This window comes from Lysinibacillus sp. FSL L8-0312 (assembly GCF_038003285.1).
Classification (GTDB): domain Bacteria; phylum Bacillota; class Bacilli; order Bacillales_A; family Planococcaceae; genus Lysinibacillus; species Lysinibacillus fusiformis_D.
This window is the reverse complement of sequence record NZ_JBBOOV010000001.1, coordinates 400,162-419,785: the sequence shown is the minus strand read 5'-3', so window position 1 is coordinate 419,785 and position 19,624 is coordinate 400,162. Positions and strand designations below refer to the sequence as shown.

General features: G+C 39.6%; 23 protein-coding genes. 4 read left to right on the top strand and 19 right to left on the bottom strand.

What is annotated here, in order from left to right; all coding sequences use genetic code 11:
• Positions 1-47: 47 nt before the first annotated feature.
• From MHI22_RS02075 to MHI22_RS02065, 3 genes are all read right to left on the bottom strand, one after another.
• Positions 48-1,496 carry a tetratricopeptide repeat-containing diguanylate cyclase gene (locus MHI22_RS02075; protein WP_036117270.1) on the bottom strand — a complete coding sequence of 483 codons (1,449 nt, stop codon included), beginning with the start codon at positions 1,494-1,496 and terminating at the stop codon, positions 48-50.
• Between the two features lie 222 nt (positions 1,497-1,718).
• Positions 1,719-2,909 carry a hypothetical protein gene (locus MHI22_RS02070; RefSeq protein ID WP_340810914.1) on the bottom strand — a complete coding sequence of 397 codons (1,191 nt, stop codon included), beginning with the start codon at positions 2,907-2,909 and terminating at the stop codon, positions 1,719-1,721.
• Entirely contained in the window at positions 2,902-3,408 is a 507-nt protein-coding gene (locus tag MHI22_RS02065; protein ID WP_101966791.1) for a sigma-70 family RNA polymerase sigma factor, read from the bottom strand. The genes MHI22_RS02070 and MHI22_RS02065 overlap by 8 nt, the downstream gene beginning before the upstream one ends.
• A 124-nt stretch (positions 3,409-3,532) precedes the next feature.
• Here MHI22_RS02065 and MHI22_RS02060 point away from each other — a divergent pair, with 124 nt between their 5' ends.
• Positions 3,533-3,961 (top strand): MerR family transcriptional regulator, encoded by a 429-nt coding sequence (locus MHI22_RS02060; RefSeq protein WP_340810912.1) that lies wholly within the window; start codon positions 3,533-3,535, stop codon positions 3,959-3,961.
• Positions 3,958-4,314, top strand: coding sequence for a DUF4260 domain-containing protein (locus MHI22_RS02055; RefSeq protein ID WP_230593744.1), 357 nt, complete (start codon positions 3,958-3,960; stop codon positions 4,312-4,314). Before MHI22_RS02060 ends, MHI22_RS02055 begins: the two co-directional genes overlap by 4 nt.
• A gap of 121 nt (positions 4,315-4,435) precedes the next feature.
• On the opposite strand, the gene MHI22_RS02050 is transcribed toward MHI22_RS02055, so the two are convergent.
• From MHI22_RS02050 to MHI22_RS02015, 8 genes are all read right to left on the bottom strand, one after another.
• Positions 4,436-4,648 carry a hypothetical protein gene (locus MHI22_RS02050; RefSeq protein ID WP_036117262.1) on the bottom strand — a complete coding sequence of 71 codons (213 nt, stop codon included), beginning with the start codon at positions 4,646-4,648 and terminating at the stop codon, positions 4,436-4,438.
• Positions 4,649-4,723: 75 nt separating this feature from the next.
• Entirely contained in the window at positions 4,724-4,945 is a 222-nt protein-coding gene (locus tag MHI22_RS02045) for a hypothetical protein (RefSeq protein ID WP_036117260.1), read from the bottom strand.
• Between the two features lie 9 nt (positions 4,946-4,954).
• Positions 4,955-6,025, bottom strand: coding sequence for a LolA family protein (locus MHI22_RS02040; protein WP_340810910.1), 1,071 nt, complete (start codon positions 6,023-6,025; stop codon positions 4,955-4,957).
• Entirely contained in the window at positions 5,970-7,472 is a 1,503-nt protein-coding gene (locus MHI22_RS02035; protein WP_330494081.1) for a sensor histidine kinase, read from the bottom strand. Before MHI22_RS02035 ends, MHI22_RS02040 begins: the two co-directional genes overlap by 56 nt.
• On the bottom strand, positions 7,469-8,167 hold the full coding sequence (locus MHI22_RS02030; protein ID WP_089932426.1) for a response regulator transcription factor: 699 nt from the start codon (positions 8,165-8,167) through the stop codon (positions 7,469-7,471). The genes MHI22_RS02035 and MHI22_RS02030 overlap by 4 nt, the downstream gene beginning before the upstream one ends.
• 76 nt (positions 8,168-8,243) lie before the next feature.
• Positions 8,244-8,516 carry a hypothetical protein gene (locus tag MHI22_RS02025; RefSeq protein WP_340810909.1) on the bottom strand — a complete coding sequence of 91 codons (273 nt, stop codon included), beginning with the start codon at positions 8,514-8,516 and terminating at the stop codon, positions 8,244-8,246.
• Between the two features lie 115 nt (positions 8,517-8,631).
• Complete coding sequence (locus MHI22_RS02020) at positions 8,632-9,648, bottom strand: inorganic phosphate transporter (protein WP_058843727.1); 1,017 nt, start codon at positions 9,646-9,648, stop codon at positions 8,632-8,634.
• A gap of 15 nt (positions 9,649-9,663) precedes the next feature.
• Positions 9,664-10,284, bottom strand: coding sequence for a DUF47 domain-containing protein (locus MHI22_RS02015; RefSeq protein ID WP_004229078.1), 621 nt, complete (start codon positions 10,282-10,284; stop codon positions 9,664-9,666).
• Between the two features lie 528 nt (positions 10,285-10,812).
• On the opposite strand from MHI22_RS02015, the gene nhaC reads away from it, so the two are divergent.
• A complete protein-coding gene (nhaC, locus tag MHI22_RS02010; protein WP_058843728.1) occupies positions 10,813-12,195 on the top strand; it encodes a Na+/H+ antiporter NhaC in 1,383 nt (460 codons plus the stop codon).
• 50 nt (positions 12,196-12,245) lie between these two features.
• Here the strand turns inward: nhaC and MHI22_RS02005 are convergent, their stop codons facing one another.
• The 3 genes from MHI22_RS02005 to MHI22_RS01995 form a co-directional block, all read right to left on the bottom strand.
• Entirely contained in the window at positions 12,246-12,485 is a 240-nt protein-coding gene (locus tag MHI22_RS02005; RefSeq protein WP_340810908.1) for a PH domain-containing protein, read from the bottom strand.
• Positions 12,486-12,491: 6 nt separating this feature from the next.
• Positions 12,492-12,686: a hypothetical protein gene (locus MHI22_RS02000; RefSeq protein ID WP_340810907.1), complete on the bottom strand. Its 195-nt coding sequence runs from the start codon at positions 12,684-12,686 to the stop codon at positions 12,492-12,494.
• Positions 12,687-12,944: 258 nt separating this feature from the next.
• Positions 12,945-13,679, bottom strand: coding sequence for an urease accessory protein UreH domain-containing protein (locus MHI22_RS01995; protein ID WP_340810906.1), 735 nt, complete (start codon positions 13,677-13,679; stop codon positions 12,945-12,947).
• Between the two features lie 230 nt (positions 13,680-13,909).
• On the opposite strand from MHI22_RS01995, the gene MHI22_RS01990 reads away from it, so the two are divergent.
• Complete coding sequence (locus MHI22_RS01990) at positions 13,910-14,677, top strand: sporulation protein (RefSeq protein WP_340810905.1); 768 nt, start codon at positions 13,910-13,912, stop codon at positions 14,675-14,677.
• A gap of 302 nt (positions 14,678-14,979) precedes the next feature.
• Here MHI22_RS01990 and ptsP read toward each other — a convergent pair whose 3' ends face one another.
• The 5 genes from ptsP to nagA all read right to left on the bottom strand — a co-directional run bounded on the left by ptsP (position 14,980) and on the right by nagA (position 19,615).
• Positions 14,980-16,692 carry a phosphoenolpyruvate--protein phosphotransferase gene (gene ptsP / locus MHI22_RS01985; RefSeq protein WP_340810903.1) on the bottom strand — a complete coding sequence of 571 codons (1,713 nt, stop codon included), beginning with the start codon at positions 16,690-16,692 and terminating at the stop codon, positions 14,980-14,982.
• The gene (locus MHI22_RS01980; RefSeq protein ID WP_036117208.1) at positions 16,689-16,955 is read right to left on the bottom strand and encodes an HPr family phosphocarrier protein; all 267 of its coding nucleotides are present in this window, start codon (positions 16,953-16,955) and stop codon (positions 16,689-16,691) included. The genes ptsP and MHI22_RS01980 overlap by 4 nt, the downstream gene beginning before the upstream one ends.
• Positions 16,955-17,656: a glucosamine-6-phosphate deaminase gene (locus MHI22_RS01975; protein WP_058843732.1), complete on the bottom strand. Its 702-nt coding sequence runs from the start codon at positions 17,654-17,656 to the stop codon at positions 16,955-16,957. The genes MHI22_RS01980 and MHI22_RS01975 overlap by 1 nt, the downstream gene beginning before the upstream one ends.
• Before the next feature lie 24 nt (positions 17,657-17,680).
• Entirely contained in the window at positions 17,681-18,391 is a 711-nt protein-coding gene (locus tag MHI22_RS01970; protein ID WP_340810902.1) for an SIS domain-containing protein, read from the bottom strand.
• A 72-nt stretch (positions 18,392-18,463) separates the two neighbouring features.
• Positions 18,464-19,615, bottom strand: a complete 1,152-nt coding sequence (gene nagA / locus MHI22_RS01965) for an N-acetylglucosamine-6-phosphate deacetylase (protein WP_340810901.1) — start codon at positions 19,613-19,615, stop codon at positions 18,464-18,466.
• Positions 19,616-19,624 lie beyond the last annotated feature (9 nt).

The following is a 19,624-nucleotide window of genomic DNA, read 5'->3' as shown; positions in this document are numbered from 1 at the left end:
ACTTACACAAAAGAGGCACTTCCTATGCAGATATGCCTCTCCCTCGTTTATATACCATTTCCCACATCGGAATAATGATTATAGTGCGTAATTTGGTTGCGACCATTGCGCTTGGACTTATAGAGCGCTTCATCTGCATGTTGGATTAGTTCTTCCACTTTTACAATGCTGCCTCGCTGATTGGTACTTACTCCAATGCTAAATTCCAAATGAACCTTTTCATTATTCACTACCAGAGACAATGCCGTTAATGCGTGATAAAGATTATCAGCCAATATTTGCACCGATTCCCCTTCCTTAACCTGACTTAGCACAATAAATTCATCCCCACCAAAACGAGCAACAATGGACTCAAACGGTTCAAAATAGTCCTTTAATGCTTTGGCTGTACTGGTCAACGCATCATCGCCAATTAAATGTCCATTCATATCATTGATTTCTTTAAAATGGTCTAAATCCACCATCATTAAAGCTAGTTGCTGATTACTTTCGGCCGCTTTTTCAACCATCTTTTTCGCCTGTTCATCAAAATAGCGTCGATTGTAGATATTTGTCAGCGGATCCATATAGGCATTTTTTTCAAATTGCTTCTTATGATCGTTGTATTCCATTTCAAACAATACATGTGAATAGTTTTCACGTTGAATTTCTAATAAAATATTTATAAATTCTTTTTGTATAGCACATAACACAATTTTATTGCCCTGTGCCTCAATTAATTTCACTAAAGAATTATAAATGATTTGCAGCAAGGACAGGTCATTGTTTTGCAGGGCATAATGTTTCGTCTTTTGATATAAATCAATGGCTTCACTGATACGCCCTTGTTTTTCACATAGGAAGGCGTACGCATTGAATACCTCTAGTTGTACTTTCGAATAAGGCGGATCTTGAATCGTTGCCAGCAATTCTAGTAAGAGTTCGTTCGCTTCATCAAATTCTTCCAGCCAGATAAGTGCAACAGCTAGGTTCGTTTTAGGATACATAACCCCTGTATAGGGCTCTTTATGCTTCACTTCAAATGCATTCGAATAGTAAAGACTTTTTAGGGCAAATTCCTTGGCTGTGCGATAGTTGCCCATCGAAATTTCTAAATCACTTAGGTTATTGTAAATTTTCCCCATACTCTCCACATGATGAATCGTTTCAGCTATTTTTAAGCCCTTCAGCATTAACTCTTCTGATTTCTTTAAATGACCAAATGTTCCCCAATAAATAGCGGCTAAATTGTAGTATTGAATTAAATCGATATCATTGCCATGTTGAAAGGTTAGCTCACGATATTGTTCAAGGACACTGATGGAAAGCTGTAGATCACCCGTTTGAAAATAACTAGCACAACTATAGCGCAATAGCAGGATAGCCTTATCATACATTCCAAGCTCAATGGCACTCTCGATTGCGGCACTACTTATTTCTATATATTCTAAAAAGCGATCAGCATTATATAATTCATTGAGCGTAATCCATAATTCTTCAAATTCTTGTGTGTTCATACCGCTCCCCCTTATTTTCACCCTTACTTCTTTAATACTACCTTTGCACACAAAATATTACAATTCTTTGGACTCATTTAATTTCCCATCATTAAGCAATTATTCCTAACAACAAATATCTCTATGTATTTTATCCTAGATGTAATGAAAAGTTATTTTAACATGGTACTTTCACTATAATTTTCTCCTCAACAAAAAACAAGCCTCTTTCAAAGAGACTTGCTAAGATTCCTGTAAACCTATTAGCGCTTTTAACTGCATTGCTCTTTTAGCATTCAGCTGGATTTCTCCACTCCCTACCTTTTGAAGATAAAGAGATCCACCATAGCCCTTCCACATTTCGATACGCACGCCATCAACCTGAAAAGAATACTCGGGAGGTCTTGCTATCTTATTGGCTGGCTGCCACGGGACATCCTGCAAAAACTGAGCGACTTCTTGTTCATTTTCCAGCTCAAGCACCTTTGTAATGGTTGGCTCTAGTTTTTCCAATTTAGTTAATAAACCATATTTTCTTACGACTCCGTTTTCCTCAATGCTCCCTGTTCCCATTGAAGTGAAAGTAATATAATCCCCCTGCTTGACAGGAAATTCATCCAGCACAGGATACCAATCGGCTTGTTCATATTTTTCCGCAAGCTGTCCCTCCGTCATATGATTTAGATCCTCAGGAATCACTCCTTCTATAAATAAGAAAACATTCGATTCGACCTTCGCAACTGTGCCGACCATTGAAGAGCCATGTACACTGGTACGTATTTCGATGTTATGCTCCTTTTGAAAGGTTCTTGCCTGCTCAGCAAAATGCGCTTGGAAATACCGTTTGGCATCAATATTGGCTACCTCTTGATAAGCATAAAAGGTTGGATATTTTTCTTGATATATCGCATACAGCTTCGTCCTAGCGGTATACATTGGTAGAAGGGGTTCAAGGTATGTTTTCACATATTGTTTCGGCTCTAGTCCGAGAAAAAAAGCTTTAGATTCAGGCGATTGCTGTAGCATTTCCAATTGCTCAACCTGTTTCTTTCTTTCTGCCTCTAACTCTTTCTTAGAATAGGTAACCCCTAATGATTTCGCAAAATAGTAGGAGGCAACAAGTTTTTCATATGAAAAATACGCCTCCTCTTTATAATATGCCTGCTCTTGCCCTGACCGTATCATATGGCTAATACGCTCAAAGTGCTCCAGTTGCCTTTCATGGAATAGGGCGGTCGTCTGCTTTGTTTCATTCGTTAAAAGCTGCATCATTATAAAACCCACAACACAAAGAGTGAGCACAACCGTTAATAGCGTGAATCGTACAGATTTTTTTCTGTTAGTCGGCTGTTGTAACACATGTTTTTTGACGCTTTCTTTGCTCACTGTCACATCCCCTGCTACATTGACTAATTCCTTCTGTATATCATTCATGCCCTAGCACCTCCCATTCCTCCTGCTTTAGATGGGGCTTTAATGCTTCTCTTGCCCGTTTCAGCCTTGTTTTCACCGTATTTTCTGCAATTCCTAGTAGCTGCGCAATATCACGAATCTTCATTTCTTCAAAATAATAAAGAATGACGGGCTCACGATAGGCTAAGGACAATTTTAAAATGGCTGCCCCAATCTGAGATCGTTCCTCTGCTGCAACGAGCTCATCCCGCTGTTTATGCCCCTGTAACGGAAATAGTTTTTCTTGGAATAGTAATTTTCTATAATGCCAGCTTTTTAAATAATCTTTGCTTTGATTAATCGTTAACGTGGATAAGTATGCACGTAGCTGCCCTCGCTCCTCATAGCCACGCTGAGAAAATTTAATAAAGACCTCTTGCACAATATCCTCGGCTGTTTGCCGGTTTTTCACGTAAAAATAGGCGAGACGTAATAAATGTTCTGCATGTTCATCGATTATTTCTTCAAGTATGCCGTCCACCTCCCCTTCTTACACTATAAACGACTGCCACTAAATAACCGTTTCATTTTTTTTACTATTATTCAAAAAGAACCTTGACCTTGGAGCATACTCCAATGTTAGGATTAATTTAGGAGGTGCTCGTATGAAAATTAAACAATTCGCCGAAAAATTTCACTTCACAACTGATACAGTCCGTTACTACGAAAAAGAGGGTCTTTTACATCCCCGAAAACAGGACAATGGCTATCGTGTGTATGATCCCGCATGTGAGCAGACAATGAAATTCATCATCGTCTTACGTCAACTCGGCTTTACCTTACAAGAAATTAAACATTTACTGACATTGGAACAAAAACCTATCTCCACAGCTTGTAATGAAGAAACCGTACAGCTATTTTCAGTCAAAATAGCACAAATCGAGCAACAACTACGTTTTTATCAGCACGCACTGCAATCATTACAATTGACTAAAACATTAATGGCTGACGGACAATATGAAAAAAATCAAGAAAAAATTGCCTCTCTCATAGAGGGGATGTATCAAAATTTATTGGAAGGTCGTGGCTTATGATGAAATTACGTAAAATCATCTCTTTAGAATATGTGATTGCCTTGATTATCACCGTCTTTTTCTATGGGCACTTGGATTTTTCATGGCTGTATTTTATGGTGTTTTTATTACTCCCTGACATCACTATGATCGGCTATCTCCTCAATCCGAAAATAGGCGCTGTTTTCTATAATATTGGGCATAGCTTTGTATTGCCTGCCCTCCTTCTAGTAATAGGCTTTATGATGTCTAGCTCTATATTTCTGATGGTTGCTTTAATTTGGCTCGCACATATTTTCTTAGATCGCGCACTTGGCTACGGTTTAAAATATGAGGAAGCCTTTCAGAAAACACATTTACAGCAAATTACGTAAGTATTACAAAAAAACAACCACTCTACATGGTTCGGTGACCGTATAGAGTGGTTGTTTTTAAACTAATAGATCATCTATTTATAAATCATAAACCTGCTACATTTACTATGTACGGATCACTTTATCCCCTCATGATGAAGATAAGAAAGTTGTAAATAAACGGTAATATCAAAGCAAGCGCTAAGCACAGCACCGCTGCCCATTTTGTGTTCTTGATGCCCCTGTCATCACCTATCTTTAGATGATGAAAATAAGTTAATGTAAAATAAAAGCATACAACCATCAACAGGGGTGAGGTCAATTGTTGGAGTACGCCAACTATAAATGTAGACATCGTCAAAAACCTCCTTTTTTAAATTAAACCATAAAAAGGCAGGATCATCCATCTGTGATCCTACCACTGTTCTATTTAGATGAAACGTTTTAAGATGGATTCATAAAGCCCTACCATAAATAGGCCAATCACGATGGGAATCAGGGATGTAAAACTAAAATAAAAACCTGCATCATCATACTGACCTAAAAAGTGAAATTGTAGCCAAGATACTCCATAGGTTTCCCCTACTCCATATAAGAAAATAGTGGTAAATAAAAACAATGCAAGACATTTCAGCCCTTCTGCTCTTTTCATAGCATCACCTCATTGAACAAGTGTCATTTGTTGCACATAGCTTAAAAGATCCTCAAGCGTTAACGCTGGATTTTCCCCAACGATATTGTATTGATAGCCATTTTCCTGCCAAGAAATGGAACGGAAATTTTCATCATCCATAACAGTTCCTTTTTGCCCTCGAATAACCATCTCTTTTTCATTTAATATTGGCTCAATTTCTGCCAAACTCGGATCTGCCTTGAAAATAGTAACAAAAAATGCTGGCTGCCCATCTAATCCATAGTCAAACGAATATTCAGGTCGATCTTCTAATCCTTTAGCCATGGAAATCTTGTCTAGCGTAAGATCATTTTCTTGTGGGACTACTAAAAAAGCTCCTAGTTTTTCTTTGGCACTTTCTAACGAAACAGATTCTGAAGTATCCTCCCCACTAATTTCTTCAATCGTTACATCCTTAGGTAGATCTAGTGTAAATTGTTGGTCATCTATTTTTTTACCCTCCTCCATCTTTGTAAATTCCGTGATCATTTGATTTCCTGCATTATCTGTCTTCGTTTTTAATGTCAGCCATGTTTTCTTGTCAATCCATACTTCGATATCCCCAAATAACGATTCGCTTTTTTTCGTTTTGGCTACAATTTTATACGTGTCTCTACCAGCTACCTTTTCCTCACCTGCGATCTTAATCTCATGTGTATCCTTGATTAACTTAAAAATAAGCTGTACTTGATCTCTAGGTGATTGAAGCCCATCTAGTCCGCCTTGTGGAAAGGCCATTTTATAGGCTGTATTTTCAGCAACATCATAGCTTATCACTTGTGAATCAGTCATGACTGAGATGACGTGTTCACCATTGTCACCTGTCATCTCCATACGTCTATTGCCATCCTTGACCCACTCTTTCACTTGGGCTTTGCCACCAAGCTCCCCCATATCTAACGTGTATTCGCCATAATAAGTTAGTGGTTCTTTGGATTCTTGTAGTGCTTGCTCAATAATTTCCTGTGGTGAATACGATGCCTCCGTATTACAGCCCACTAAGCTAAATGTCATCACAGCAATTAAGCCCGCTGTTCGGCATGTTTTTTTCCATTTCATTTTTAATTGCTCCTTTAAAAGGTGGTAGCCAGCATACTACAGCTGTTCCGATATTCTCCTGCGAAAACAGCTCTACTGTACCACCATGTTTTTCGATAATTTGTTTTGTAATATTTAAACCTAGACCTGTCCCTCGTTCTCCAGCCTTCGTTCTTGCACGATCTGCTTGATACATGGGCTCGAATAATTTTGTGATGTCCTCCTGCAAAATACCTTGACCACTATTTTGTACAATGATATATACACCTTCTTGCTTGTTCAAAGTTGACTTCAGGAAATCAAAACTCCATACTGGATAACTCCCAGCATTGACGGCCGCTAAGCCAATAGATGTACCGATGTCACCATAGCGCCAAGCATTGCTCATTAAATTATCAATCACACGCTGTAATTGTTTCGGGTGAACCGCATATAGCCCATCTACATCGCAGAAAACGTTTAAAGTAAATCCTTGTTCCTCACATAATGGTTCATAGTCAGACAATGCCATCTCAAAAAATTCTGCAGCATCAACAGCAACCAGCTCTAATTCATAATTCGTTGATTGGAGCAATGTATACATGAGTAAATCCTCTAGCATATGCTTCATCCGATCAGCCTTCGTTACGATGACCTGCTGATATTCCTCTTGTTGCTGTTCTGTAAGCCCCCTGCTTTGTAAAGATTCTGCATAGGCTTGAATGGCAGTCAGGGGCGTTTTTAAATCATGGGAAATACTTGCAATCATCAACTCTTTTTGTAGCTGCTCCTCTTTTAAGGAAGCTCTTGTCTTCTCAATTTCATTCTGCATGGCCACAAATGATTGAGCTAATTCTCCAATTTCATCTTTTCTTGCGCTAAGATTTGTTTCCACATGACCACCTTTTGCAAAAATGCGCATTTGCTGCATCAGCTCTTTTAATGGTCGATTTAGTCTACGGTTAAGCACGAACAGGACAGCTAAATAGATGACAAGGAATAGTAGAATGGAACCTGTTATAACAAGCCATGAACGATTTTCAACACCCTTTACCCAATCTGCCCTAACTAATTGAATTTCATAGACACCCAATAAATCGCCCTGTTGATAGACAGGCTCCTTATAGGTAAAGGCGTTGTATGTTTGTTGTAAATCAAATAATCCTTTAAACATGCGCTCTTTTCCAACATAGCCTGATAACAAAGGATTGGAGGAATATAAAATAAAGCCAGATTTTGTATAAAGGGTAATTCCTAGCTGCTCATTTGTCAGCTCTTCTAACTCTTGTAAATCCGCGTTTTTTTGATAGAGCGCTGGATTGTCAATGGTTGCTTTTATTTGGTTCAGCTCAGTCCACTTATCAAAGTATTCCGCAACATTTTTATCTTGATAATAAGCATTTATCCATACATAAAGGCTGTATGCCCCTGCAATCGGTAACACCATGACAAGAAAAAAAGTAAGGAGTAACCATGTTTTAATTTTCATAATGGTTCACCTATAAAACGGTATCCCTTGCCCCATACAGTTTGAATAAAATGGGGGCTTTTCACAGAATCATTGAGCTTTTCACGCAATGCCTTGATATGTACTGTGACCGTATGTGTGTCCTCTATACTCGGCTGCTGCCAAATATGCTGATACAGTTCCTCCTTTGTGAAGGTTTGACTCGGATTTTTAGCAAGTAGCCTGAAAAGAGCAAATTCTTTTTGGGTTAACGCTAGCTCTTGCTGATTAACACTCACTATCGCTCGTTGCCAATCAATCATTAATCCAAAGGCATAGGCAGTCCGATCTTCTACTTCATCTAGCTTGTTATAACGTTTCCAGCGCCTAAGATGGGAAGCCACACGTGCCTTCAACTCCTCTAAACTAAACGGTTTTGCAATATAATCATCTGCCCCCTGCAAGCCCTCCACCTTATCCGCTTCTTCCTTACGAGCACTCATCATGATGATCGGCACATCACTTTCCCAGCGTATATTCTGACAAACCGCAAGCCCATCCATCTCTGGCAGCATCCAATCCACCAACACTAAATCGAAGGAATCCGCCTGAAAATCTGCTAACCCTTCAAGGCCCGTAGTCGCCCACGCCACACCGTACCCCTCCTGCTCTAGCGTCTCTTTGACAATCCGACCAATAGCGACATCATCCTCAATCAGTAGTAACTTTTCCTTCATTCGTTCTCCTCCTATTTCCACCTTACTATGGAAAAAGTGATTTTCTCCGAAGTTTATACTTTCTTTATAATTAACCTTAGAGGGAATCCGTTCCTCGCACAAGTAGGAATGTTCCCAGCATTTTACTAGGTGTAATCTTTACTTTGCACGTTGTATCCACCGCTATGTTCAGGCTATCCTCTACTTTGAGCGTTCTATCCTCCGCTTTTCTCGTTTTATCCTCCACTTTGCTCTTGCTATCCACTTCCTCTCCGCTATCCTTCACTTTAAGCGTTGTATCCACTACTTTCCTCGCTCTATCCTCCACTTTAAGCGTTGTATCCACTACTTTTCTCGTTCTATCCTCCACTTTGCTCTTCCTATCCTCTTCCTCTCCTTTATCCTGTTTCTTGCTCTCGCTATCCTTCACTTATCTACGCAAATAAAAAAAGAATGCACAATTGCTGTGCATTCCTCTTATCGTACTAGAAAAATAAACTTAAAAAATAGTAAATCAAGGCTGCCATAACGGCTGAGATTGGCATTGTGATGACCCAAGTTGTGACGATTTTGCGTGCCATGCCCCATTTAACGCCTTTGACGCGGTGCGCTGTTCCTACACCCATGATGGATGAAGAAATAACATGTGTTGTAGATACTGGTAAGTGGATCAACGTCGCACCAAAGATGATAGAAGCAGAAGCTAAATCTGCCGCTACTCCATTTACTGGGCGAATTTTCATAATCTTACCACCAACTGTTTTGATGATTTTATAGCCACCTACAGATGTACCAAGACCCATCGCTGTTGCTGCTGCAAAACGTACCCAGAATGGGATATCGTCCCCATGGTGTAGGCCGCCCGCGATTAGAGCTAGTGTAATAATCCCCATCGCTTTTTGAGCATCATTTGTTCCGTGTGTAAAAGATTGTAAGGCAGCTGTCCCAATTTGCATGGTGCGGAAGCCTTTATTTGTGCGATATAAATTCATATCTTTGAAGATAATCTTCAATATTGTCATCATTAGGAAACCAGCTGCGAATGCTAGCAATGGTGAAAAAATAAGTGCTTGAAGAATTTTAATAAACCCAGCATAGTTCAAAATATCAAATCCTGCAGCGGCAATGGCTGCGCCTGCAACAGAACCAATTAAAGTATGAGAAGAACTGGATGGAATCCCAAAGTACCATGTTAACAAGTTCCATGTGATGGCAGATAATAAAGCTGCTAAAATCACTACAGAACCTGTAATATCGCCGTCATAGGCATTTAAAGTAAACGGGTCCACAATATCCTTTGTTAATGCTTTCGCTACCCCAACGAAGGTAATGGCTCCGACGAAGTTCATTACCGCTGCCATGTAAACCGCAGTACGTGGCTTTAAGGCACGGGTTGATACAGAAGTGGCAATGGCATTTGCTGTATCATGGAAGCCGTTAATAAAATCGAACACAAGTGCGAAAATAACGACTAGTATGGTGATTAATAATATCGTATCCATTTCGTACACTCCATCTTACGCATTACGCATAATTATTGTTTCAATTGTATTAGCTACTGTTTGACAGCTATCGGCAATATCTTCAAATTGCTCATAAATATCCTTGAAAACAATCAGACGCATTGGATCTTTTTCTTGGATAAATAACTGTTTCATGGAAGAACGGAAAATTTCATCACATTCACGTTCATTATCTTTAATTTGAATAGCATGTTTACGCATTTCTACAAGCTTTTTACTATTTAACAGTTCCATGGCTTGTACCATTTCATCTGTGCTTTTTGCAATATATGTGAGGAATTGGCGCATTGGCTCAGTCACTTCCGTTAAGTTGTACATATTGAAGTGAGCAATACAGCCCTCCATTCCGTCAATCACATCATCTAGCTTATTCGCTAATGCTAAAATATCCTCACGCTCGATAGGCGTCATAAAAGATTTATTTAGCATCACAATAAGTTCATGAATTAGTTTATCGCCACTTGTTTCATATTGCTTCATTGTATCGGCAATTTCTTTTAACGCATCTATATCTTGAATGCGGGCATTATGTGCATAATAAATACCTTCATTCACGTTTTTTGCGATTTTTAATAATGACTGAAAAAATGGATCTTGCTTATTTGAGTTGAACATCCTGTTCCTCCTGTGAAATAAATATTGTCGATTTCTGAATCATCATAACAAAACATTTACACAATTCAACAAAATTTTAAACATGCAGATGTTGATTTTACAAAAATGTAATATAAATTTTGCCACATTTATTTTTAAGCTGTTTTTCAAGTTGCAAACGTTGGAAATCAAATATTAAAAATCACCGTTTTTTCTTTAAATATAACCGTTTTTTCTGTTATTTTTATAAAAATACTTGAAATAAACTTTTTTTCGCTTATTTGTTTATGATGTGAAATGTTAAGGAATTGTAAACGAAATTTACATGAAAATGCTGGAATTTCATTGTTATTTTTTGTATTTTATCGTACGCGCAAACGTATTCCTTCTTGTTATGCTCGTCCTTAGAGTTGCTTATACAATAAATGCATGAAAACATGTGGGCCTTCTGTTTTCAGTCAATTGACAAAAAATATTAGCGTGCTATAATACTTTTGGGCTTCACCGCATTGAAGCGCAGAAGTATTTATTCGTATTAGGAGGATTCACATGTTTCGAATAGAAGCAAAGAGTAACCCTCGATTTATAGAGGCATTCTTTATTATACTGTTAATTATTATCACAATGGCTTATAGTATTGGCTATTTAAAAGCAGCACCCCACATCCCGATTTTTTTAGTGATTGCCATTTTGCTGGCTTATGGGTTATGGAAGAAAGTATCTTTTCGTGACCTGGAAGGCGGTATGATTGCTGGTGCTAGTGCTGGACTTGGTGCCGTTTTTATTTTCTTCTTCATTGGTATTTTAATTTCGAGCTGGATTATGGGTGGAACGATCCCAACGCTCATCTACTATGGTTTTTTAACCGTTTCACCGAACTTTTTCTTTGCGATTGTTTTCCTTATATGTAGCGTCGTCGGCATCTCTGTTGGGAGCTCGTTAACAACGGTGGCAACAGTTGGTGTGGCATTTATGGGCATTGCTGGTGCGATGGACATTTCATTAACGATCACGGCTGGAGCGATTGTTTCTGGTGCCTTCTTTGGTGATAAAATGTCTCCTTTATCGGATACAACCAATCTTGCTTCAGGTACGGTTGGGGTAGATCTTTTTGAGCATATTAAAAATATGGGCTGGACCACTATTCCTGCTTTCATCATTTCCTTTGTGCTGTACGCTATTTTATCGCCATCTGGTGCTTCAACATCGTTTGAGACCGTGGAGCTATTTAAAGAAGGACTACTGTCGACAGGATTGATTCATTGGTATACATTATTGCCAATTGTTGTCCTTGTAATCATGACCTTTTATAAAGCACCTGCTGTCATTACTTTGGCAGTCGTATCCATTATCGGTGTAGGTCTTTCCTATATGCTTGACCCGTTACCAGCTGCAGATGTTTTCAAAATTCTCTTTGATGGCTATGTCTCTCAAACTGGTAATGAGGAAGTAGATGCCTTGCTAACGCGTGGTGGCATGAATAGTATGCTCTTTACAATCGCGCTTGTCTTACTTGCTTTAACAATGGGTGGATTATTATTTACACTCGGCATTATTCAAAGTATTTTAGGGAAAGTTGAAAGCTTATTTAAAAGTGCTGGCTCCGTTATAACAGGTGCTGCGATTACGGGCATTGGTGTCAATACATTAATCGGTGAGCAGTATTTATCCATTCTGTTAACTGGTGAAGCCTTTAAAGCGCAATTTGCCAAGGTAGGTCTTGCGCCGAAAAACCTTTCTCGTGTCATGGAGGATGCTGGTACGGTCGTCAATCCGCTAGTCCCTTGGAGTGTTTGTGGTATTTTCATCACAAGTGTCCTCGGTATCTCCACACTGGATTATCTACCCTTCACCTTCTTCTGCTTACTAGGTCCCATTCTAACGATTATTTTTGGTTGGAGCGGCAAAACGTTAACAAAGCTTGATCAATAACAAAAGGTAGCTGATCAACACATCAGCTACCTTTTTTAACTTATCTAGCATTACTTGAAATGTTGGGCTTGTGGAATCTGTACATGGGGACATCGCTTTGTTAGCTCACTAAGAAATGCCCATTTATCCTGTGGCAACATCTTTACACTCCCTTGAGCTGGCGTTTGATAGAAAAGTTCTAATCCCTTATCAGCTGTAGAAATCTGATAACCCGTAAATTCGGCAGTTGTAGGAGCAATCTTTGTGATGCCTTGGTACGGGATTTTACTTTTAAATGGACCACTTTTCACTAATAGCTATTCTTCATCAAAAACAAACTGAATAGATGTGGCGTACCACCAGACGACGCTTGCTGAAAGAATAAAACACACAGACATAATCATGACCATTAAAGATGTTGCGAAAAGCCACAGTGCCATAGCCGCCATGAGCCAGACCATTAAGAAGCTCAATATAACCGGAACCTTGTTTACTTTTGCAGGATATACCATAACCATTCATCTCCCTTTCACTCAACCATCTTATTAGTAATTACCATGAAGAGACTAATCGGTATATTGCCAGCATCTGCATACGCAAAGATGATGACGTGATATGGTGAAAAACTAAATTTCGTTGCCAAATTGGGTATATGTTTAATCGAAAATCTAGCTCTGCAAAAATCGAGTATATTGTAAGATGTCACTTTGGCACAGACGATTTACCTTATTGTTTCCAAGCAAAAACACTCGACTATGTTCTCTTTATCCTTATAATCCCCAATATGTAATCGTGTCTATCATGCCGACTAATAGTAATAATAAACCAGCAATCATTTGCATACTTCTCCCCATCTTCATGCTTGTCCTTACAATAAGACGTTTGGCATTAAAAACATATAGCAAGAGGAGCATGATTATAAGCGGTACAGCCGTTGCCACGCCAAAAATACTTGGTAGGATGAAGCCATAGGAAGTGCTTGCTACAACGGGCATGAGCCACACAAAGAACAAGACAAACATGGTCGGACAAAAGGCAATCGAAAAACTAGCACCCATCAAAAAAGCACCCAAATTCCCTTCTTTTACTATAGGTGGTAATTTCGATGACAAGCGTTGCAGAAAGGTGAATTTCACTAAACCGATTAGCACGAATCCTGTTAATAGCAGCATTGGTCCGATTGCCTGACGAAAGATTGGAAAATATAGCGTCATCTTCGTTTCAAACGATTGATCCAACAGCCAAGCTAGCAGTCCAAGCCCACTAAAAACAACCACTTTGCCCATCATAAAAAACATAATCTCCTGCAAAATACTGCTCCTATGAAGCGTTCGACTGCCATAAAACGTAATGGCACTCATATTCCCTGTTATTTGACATGGAGCAAGTGCACCTATCAAGCCAAGCAGAACGGCCATCATCCATGCAGAATGCTCATAGCCATGTAATAATTGCGTAATTGGCTCACTAATAAACTGACTAATGGTGGACATCACACTATACATTTAATCACCCTCTATCTTTCATCATTGAGAAGACCTACATTCATTTAGTATAAAGGCTAAATATGAATAATCGGTGCAGAAATCATTACTTACCTTAGTATTCTTACAAAAACAACACGCATGTAAAAATTTCATTTTCCAACTAGTATAGCGAAAAATTTGCCAGTCTTGAAACCTTTTTTCAACACGAGCGTATGTATAGCTAACCATGTCAGTAGGAGGAATGAAAGATGTCTTTTTTTCATAAAGCATTAGCAAGTTTTGGAATAGGTGCAGCAACAGTGGATACAAGATTGGCAAAGGATACTTATCGCGCTGGAGAGGTTATGCAGGGGGAAATCATCGTGCGTGGCGGTCAAATTGACCAACAAGTTGATGCTATTTATCTGTCAGTTAATACGACCTATATTCGCGAGTCCAATGATCATAAACATACAGAGGTTGCTGCTCTACAAAAAGTCAAAGTAACAGAGCCTTTCACACTGGCGGCAGGTGAAGAAAAGGCCTTTCCTATTTCGATAACACTGCCATTTGAAACACCGATTAGTGCTGGTAAAACACAGGTTTGGATTCAAACCGGCCTTGATATTAAAAATGCTGTCGATCCAAGTGATAAGGATTATATTCGTGTGGAGCCAACAACGCTTGCAGGGCATATATTGGATACAATTCAAAGCCTAGGTTTCCGTTTACGGGAAGCTGAATGCGAACAAGCCCCTTCCCGCTTCCGTGGCTACTATCCATTTGTACAGGAATTTGAATTTGTACCAACTGGACAATATAGAGGGCATTTAGATGAGCTGGAAATCGTTTTCCTCTCCCAGTCTAATCATTCAGCGGAAATTTTAATGCAAATTGATCGCAAGGTAAGAGGCATTGGTAGCTTTTTTGCAGAGGCATTAGATATGGATGAACGCTATGTCAGAACAACGATTACGATGCATGACCTACCGACACTGCAAGCTAAGCTTCAGCAAATCATTTCAAAACATGCATAATTCACTAAAAAAGTAGTTGAAGCTTATCTTCAGCTACTTTTTATTTAAATTCTATTTAGAATAGAACTATTATGAAAGGTAAAAAACTACTTATTTTATTGATGTTATGTCTAATCCTTTCTCGATTATTTTGGTAGCATGGTTGATTAGAGTGCAATATAACTTCTACGTGCTCACTGGAAAGGACCCTGGTGGAACGGAAATCGACCCCTAGCCTTGCTATAATGGTTTTTAATATTATTTTTTAACAACATAAACCCATCTACCATAATTGTGTATAGGTAGATGGGTTTTGGTCTATCTTATTTCACAGCCTGCTTTACTTTTTCCAGCACTTCCTCGGCTGTTGCTAATTGGAGGGCTTGTGCTGCTAAAGCTTGCATTTCTGTGGCAGATAATTGTTTCAGCAAGGAGCGTGTTTTTAAAATAGATGCAGCACTCATGGAGAATTCATCTAAGCCTAATCCTAGCAATAGTGGAACAGCAAACTCATCGCCTGCCATTTCACCACACATCCCTACCCATTTTTGTTCTTTATGGGCAGCTTCGATAACCATTTGAATTAAGCGTAAAATGGCTGGGTTATACGGTTGATATAAATAAGAAACCTTTTCATTCATACGATCCGCAGCCATTGTATATTGAATTAAATCATTGGTACCAATGGAGAAGAAATCCACTTCTTTCGCAAAGATGTCTGCCATTACTGCTGTGGCTGGAATTTCAACCATCATTCCGATTTCAATGTCTGAGCTTACAGCAATACATGCCGCTACAAGCTTTTCTTTTTCTTCCAGCAAAATGGCTTTTGCTTCCCGAAATTCTTGGATGGTCGCAATCATTGGGAACATAATTTTTAAGTTACCATATACCGAAGCCCGTAATAAAGCGCGTAATTGTGTACGGAATAGCTCTTGTTGCTCTAAGCATAGACGAATGGCACGATGACCGAGAAATGGGTTCATTTCTTCTTGCAATGGCAAATATGGTAAGTGTTTGTCACCACCGATATCCAGTGTTCGAATAACTACTGGCTTACCCTTCATTCCTTCAATGACTGTTTTGTATGCGGTGAATTGTTCGTCCTCTGATGGCAAGTTTTCTCGACCCATATATAAAAACTCTGTACGATACAGGCCAATTCCTTCAGCACCATGACGCAGCACACCGTCCAAATCACTTGGTGATCCAATATTCGCAGCTAGTTCAACATGTACGCCATCCTTGGACACAGTTTGTTCGTTTACTAATGTAGACCACTCCGCCTGTTGTGTACGATAATGTTGTGCTTTTTCTTGATAATTAACAATGACATCTGCTGTTGGATTTACAAGCACTTGACCAGATAAACCATCGACGATTAACCAATCGCCATCTTGAATCGTTGTCGTTGCCGTCCCTGCCCCTACGACTGCTGGAATTTCTAACGAGCGTGCCATGATGGCTGAATGGGATGTACGACCACCGATATCCGTAATAAAACCAAGGACATAATTACGGTCTAATTGGGCTGTCTCTGAAGGGGTCAAATCATTCGCAACAATAATCACCTGTTCGTTAATACTGCTTGGATTTGGAATATGTACATCGAGCAAATGTGCTAATATGCGGTTTGTCACATCTTTAATATCGGATGCACGCTCACTCATGTATTCGTTGTCCATACCTTCAAATAATGCCACAAACATAGACGATACTTCATGTAAGGCATACTCTGCGTTAACCGCCTCATCTGCAATTTTTTGGTTGATCGGCCCAATTAATTCTGGATCATTCACCACTAATAAATGCGCCTCAAAAATCGCAGCCTCTTCAGCACTGAATTTTTTCAATGTTTGCTGTTGAATGACCACCAGCTCTTGCTCTGCTTTGGCAAGAGCGGCTGCTAAACGTTGTTGCTCAGCCTCGATATCTTGAACCGTTGTTTTCGTGAATGTTAAATCTGGTTGGACAAAACGATATGCTTTGGCAATGGCAATGCCGTCTGAAGCGGCAATACCAGTGAGTTGTGTCATTGTGCAAGCCCCATTTCTGTTATGAGTGTCGTTAAAGCTGTTAATGCTTGCTCTTCATCTTCCCCATCTACAACAAGTGTAAATTGTGAGCCTTGCTTCAAGGCTAATCCCATCACACCTAAAATGGATTTTAAATTAGCTGCTTTTTCTTCTGTACGCACTTCAATTGATGAAGTAAATGGTGTTGCTTTTGCCACAAGTTGGCTTGCTGGACGTGCATGAATTCCTAAAGGATCGACTACTGTAAATTGTTGTGTTTTCATTATATATTCTCCTCTTCTTGTAAGTCTGTCAAAATGATAACGTTTGGGTGTTTGGACAACACACTTGCTGGAACATCTTCTGTATAATCAGATGCCAGCATGCGCTCTAAAACCTCACGCTTAGTTTCTCCCACTGCGATTAACAAAATGCACTTTGCACGCATAATTGATTGAATCCCCATCGTGTATGCCTGTGTCGGCACCTCATCAATGGATGAAAAGAAACGAGCATTGGCTTGACGAGTAGATTCTTCCAATGTGACAAGATGCGTCAAGGAAGCAAATGACGTGCCTGGTTCATTAAAGCCGATATGACCATTTTGACCAATCCCAAGCAATTGGAAGTCTAAGGGATACTGTTGCAGTAAGGCTTCATAGCGAGCTACCTCCACTAAAGGATCTGCTGCTAGACCATTTGGCAAATAGGATGCTCGAAATGGTTTTTGCTGAAATAAATGTTTGTTCATATAATAGGCATAGCTTTGCTCGTGAGTTGCCTCAAGCCCCACATATTCATCTAAATTAAAGCTAATGCAATGTGAAAAATCGAGATCTGTTTTGCAGATTTTAGCATATAACGGTTCCATTGTTCCACCAGTAGCCAATCCGAAAGTTGTCGCCCCATTATTTTTAGCTTCAACGATTGTTGCCACGGCTTGTGCATATAAATCATCAATTGAGGAAAATCTTTTTAATCTCACCGTTCATCCTCCTTCATTCGTGCCTTAAAAATGAATACGCTGACCATATTGATCAATGAGCGCATCGTTATTATTTTTACCTAGATTATTGCTACCAAACACTGGTATATTTGCACCCTGTTCATGCATTAGCTCAATAATTTGTGCGAATAAAGCATTTAATAATGTCGCACCTAAGACGGTGGACACAGGTGCATATTGCAACTGATTAACAGTTAACACACCATCCCCTAATGGAACATGCGTATTCAATACTTCATCGACCACATGCTCTAAACGCTTACCTGATGGATGTCGTGATGGCTGTTGCTGATACTCCAGTGATTGCAGGGATATAGTGAAAGCACCCGCTTCCTTAGCGTAGATAGCCATATCAATTGGTGCTGGATTATTGGCAGATGTCGAAATGATGATACAAACATCGTGGTCATCAAACTGTAGCTGATCCTTGTATGAGGCTAAAAATGCCTGTTTTTTTTCATTTTGCGAGGATTGCCGTGCACCCTGATGCAGCATTAACGATTCAATGTGTATCGGTTTAACAGGCACTAAGCCACCCGCTCTGTAATAACATTCCTGTGCTAATAACATGGAATGACCAGAGCCGAACAGCTGGATAATGCCTCCCCTTGTGAGACGTTCAACAATTTGCTGGGCAACATGTCTAATTTGTTCACTTTCCTGCTGTGCCACCATTGTTAAATATCGATTGACTTGTTGAAAATAGGTATTCATGTTCTATCACCTTTTCATTTCGATCGTTCCATGCTAGATGTTTGCATGCCTTCTGACGTTAACGGTCATCGCCTATTGCATGGCATCATATAAGACCTTGCCTGCCTTAATTGTTTGATAAAGCTTTAAATGTTCATCCATAATCACAGCATCTGCATCATAGCCTTGCACAAGCTGCCCTTTATTGGTTAATTTCAATTGCTGAGCAGCATTGAAGCTTGACATTTTCACAAGCTCCTCCATTGTACATTTCGTAATATGACGCATATTTCGTATAGCTTGATCCATTTTTAAAATACTACCCGCTAAAGCACCGTTTGATAAATGAGCGCCCGCTTCAGTCACATGAACCATTTGGCCGCCTAAATCATACGCTCCATATGGCATACCCTTTGCGCGCATCGCATCAGTAATTAATATAAGACCGTCTGCTCCCTTTAACCGATAGGCCATTTCCACTGCCCCTTCATGCATATGAATAAAATCAACAATGAGCTCAGCCTTGATGGCATCTAGCAACAAGACGCCACCAACGACACCTGGGTCACGATGATGGAATGGACGCATTTGATTGTATAAATGTGTCCCCTGTGAAGCACCTAATTGAACCGCTTCTTGCATTTGCTCAAATGTTGCATCTGAATGACCAATCGATACGATGACACCGCTTGCAGAAATGCTTTGCACTGCTGCCATGCCATTCGTTTCCTCTGGTGCTAGCGTAATTTGCTTAATTTTATGGCCACTTAATTCCTGCCATTTTGTCCATATAGCCATATCAAGCGGGACAATATAGTCAAGAGGTTGTGCTCCCGCCCGCTCTTTTGAAACAAATGGTCCTTCAATATGAAGCCCCAATATTTCCGCCTCATCTGACTGTGGCTGGAACTGTGCCACATTGGCAATGGCCCGCTCAATTTTGTCATAGCTTTGTGTCATAGTTGTTGCTAAAAAGCTTGTCGTACCTTCTTTTAGTAACGATTGTGCCATTATATGAAGTCCCTCATCTGAGGCATCCATTGTATCCATTTGAGCGGACCCATGAATATGCATATCAATAAATCCAGGCAATAAAAATTTCCCTGAACCATCTAGCTGTTCCACATGATTGACATTGAGCTGTGTAGCAATTTGTGCAATTTTGCCATCCTTCATCCACACATCCACTTGCTCATCTCGACCATTTGCGTTGACCACTGTGATGTTCCGAATTATTAAACTCAAGAAAAACAT

Excerpts from the sequence above, each read along its gene's own strand:
- MHI22_RS02075 (WP_036117270.1), bottom strand. The coding sequence starts at position 1,496 with ATGAACACACAAGAATTTGAAGAATTATGGATTACGCTCAATGAATTA.
- MHI22_RS02070 (WP_340810914.1), bottom strand. The coding sequence starts at position 2,909 with ATGAATGATATACAGAAGGAATTAGTCAATGTAGCAGGGGATGTGACA.
- MHI22_RS02060 (WP_340810912.1), top strand. The coding sequence starts at position 3,533 with ATGAAAATTAAACAATTCGCCGAAAAATTTCACTTCACAACTGATACA.
- MHI22_RS02055 (WP_230593744.1), top strand. The coding sequence starts at position 3,958 with ATGATGAAATTACGTAAAATCATCTCTTTAGAATATGTGATTGCCTTG.
- MHI22_RS02050 (WP_036117262.1), bottom strand. The coding sequence starts at position 4,648 with ATGTCTACATTTATAGTTGGCGTACTCCAACAATTGACCTCACCCCTG.
- MHI22_RS02045 (WP_036117260.1), bottom strand. The coding sequence starts at position 4,945 with ATGAAAAGAGCAGAAGGGCTGAAATGTCTTGCATTGTTTTTATTTACC.
- MHI22_RS02040 (WP_340810910.1), bottom strand. The coding sequence starts at position 6,025 with ATGAAATGGAAAAAAACATGCCGAACAGCGGGCTTAATTGCTGTGATG.
- MHI22_RS02035 (WP_330494081.1), bottom strand. The coding sequence starts at position 7,472 with ATGAAAATTAAAACATGGTTACTCCTTACTTTTTTTCTTGTCATGGTG.
- MHI22_RS02030 (WP_089932426.1), bottom strand. The coding sequence starts at position 8,167 with ATGAAGGAAAAGTTACTACTGATTGAGGATGATGTCGCTATTGGTCGG.
- MHI22_RS02020 (WP_058843727.1), bottom strand. The coding sequence starts at position 9,648 with ATGGATACGATATTATTAATCACCATACTAGTCGTTATTTTCGCACTT.
- MHI22_RS02015 (WP_004229078.1), bottom strand. The coding sequence starts at position 10,284 with ATGTTCAACTCAAATAAGCAAGATCCATTTTTTCAGTCATTATTAAAA.
- nhaC (WP_058843728.1), top strand. The coding sequence starts at position 10,813 with ATGTTTCGAATAGAAGCAAAGAGTAACCCTCGATTTATAGAGGCATTC.
- MHI22_RS02000 (WP_340810907.1), bottom strand. The coding sequence starts at position 12,686 with ATGGTATATCCTGCAAAAGTAAACAAGGTTCCGGTTATATTGAGCTTC.
- MHI22_RS01995 (WP_340810906.1), bottom strand. The coding sequence starts at position 13,679 with ATGTATAGTGTGATGTCCACCATTAGTCAGTTTATTAGTGAGCCAATT.
- MHI22_RS01990 (WP_340810905.1), top strand. The coding sequence starts at position 13,910 with ATGTCTTTTTTTCATAAAGCATTAGCAAGTTTTGGAATAGGTGCAGCA.
- ptsP (WP_340810903.1), bottom strand. The coding sequence starts at position 16,692 with ATGACACAACTCACTGGTATTGCCGCTTCAGACGGCATTGCCATTGCC.
- MHI22_RS01980 (WP_036117208.1), bottom strand. The coding sequence starts at position 16,955 with ATGAAAACACAACAATTTACAGTAGTCGATCCTTTAGGAATTCATGCA.
- MHI22_RS01970 (WP_340810902.1), bottom strand. The coding sequence starts at position 18,391 with ATGAATACCTATTTTCAACAAGTCAATCGATATTTAACAATGGTGGCA.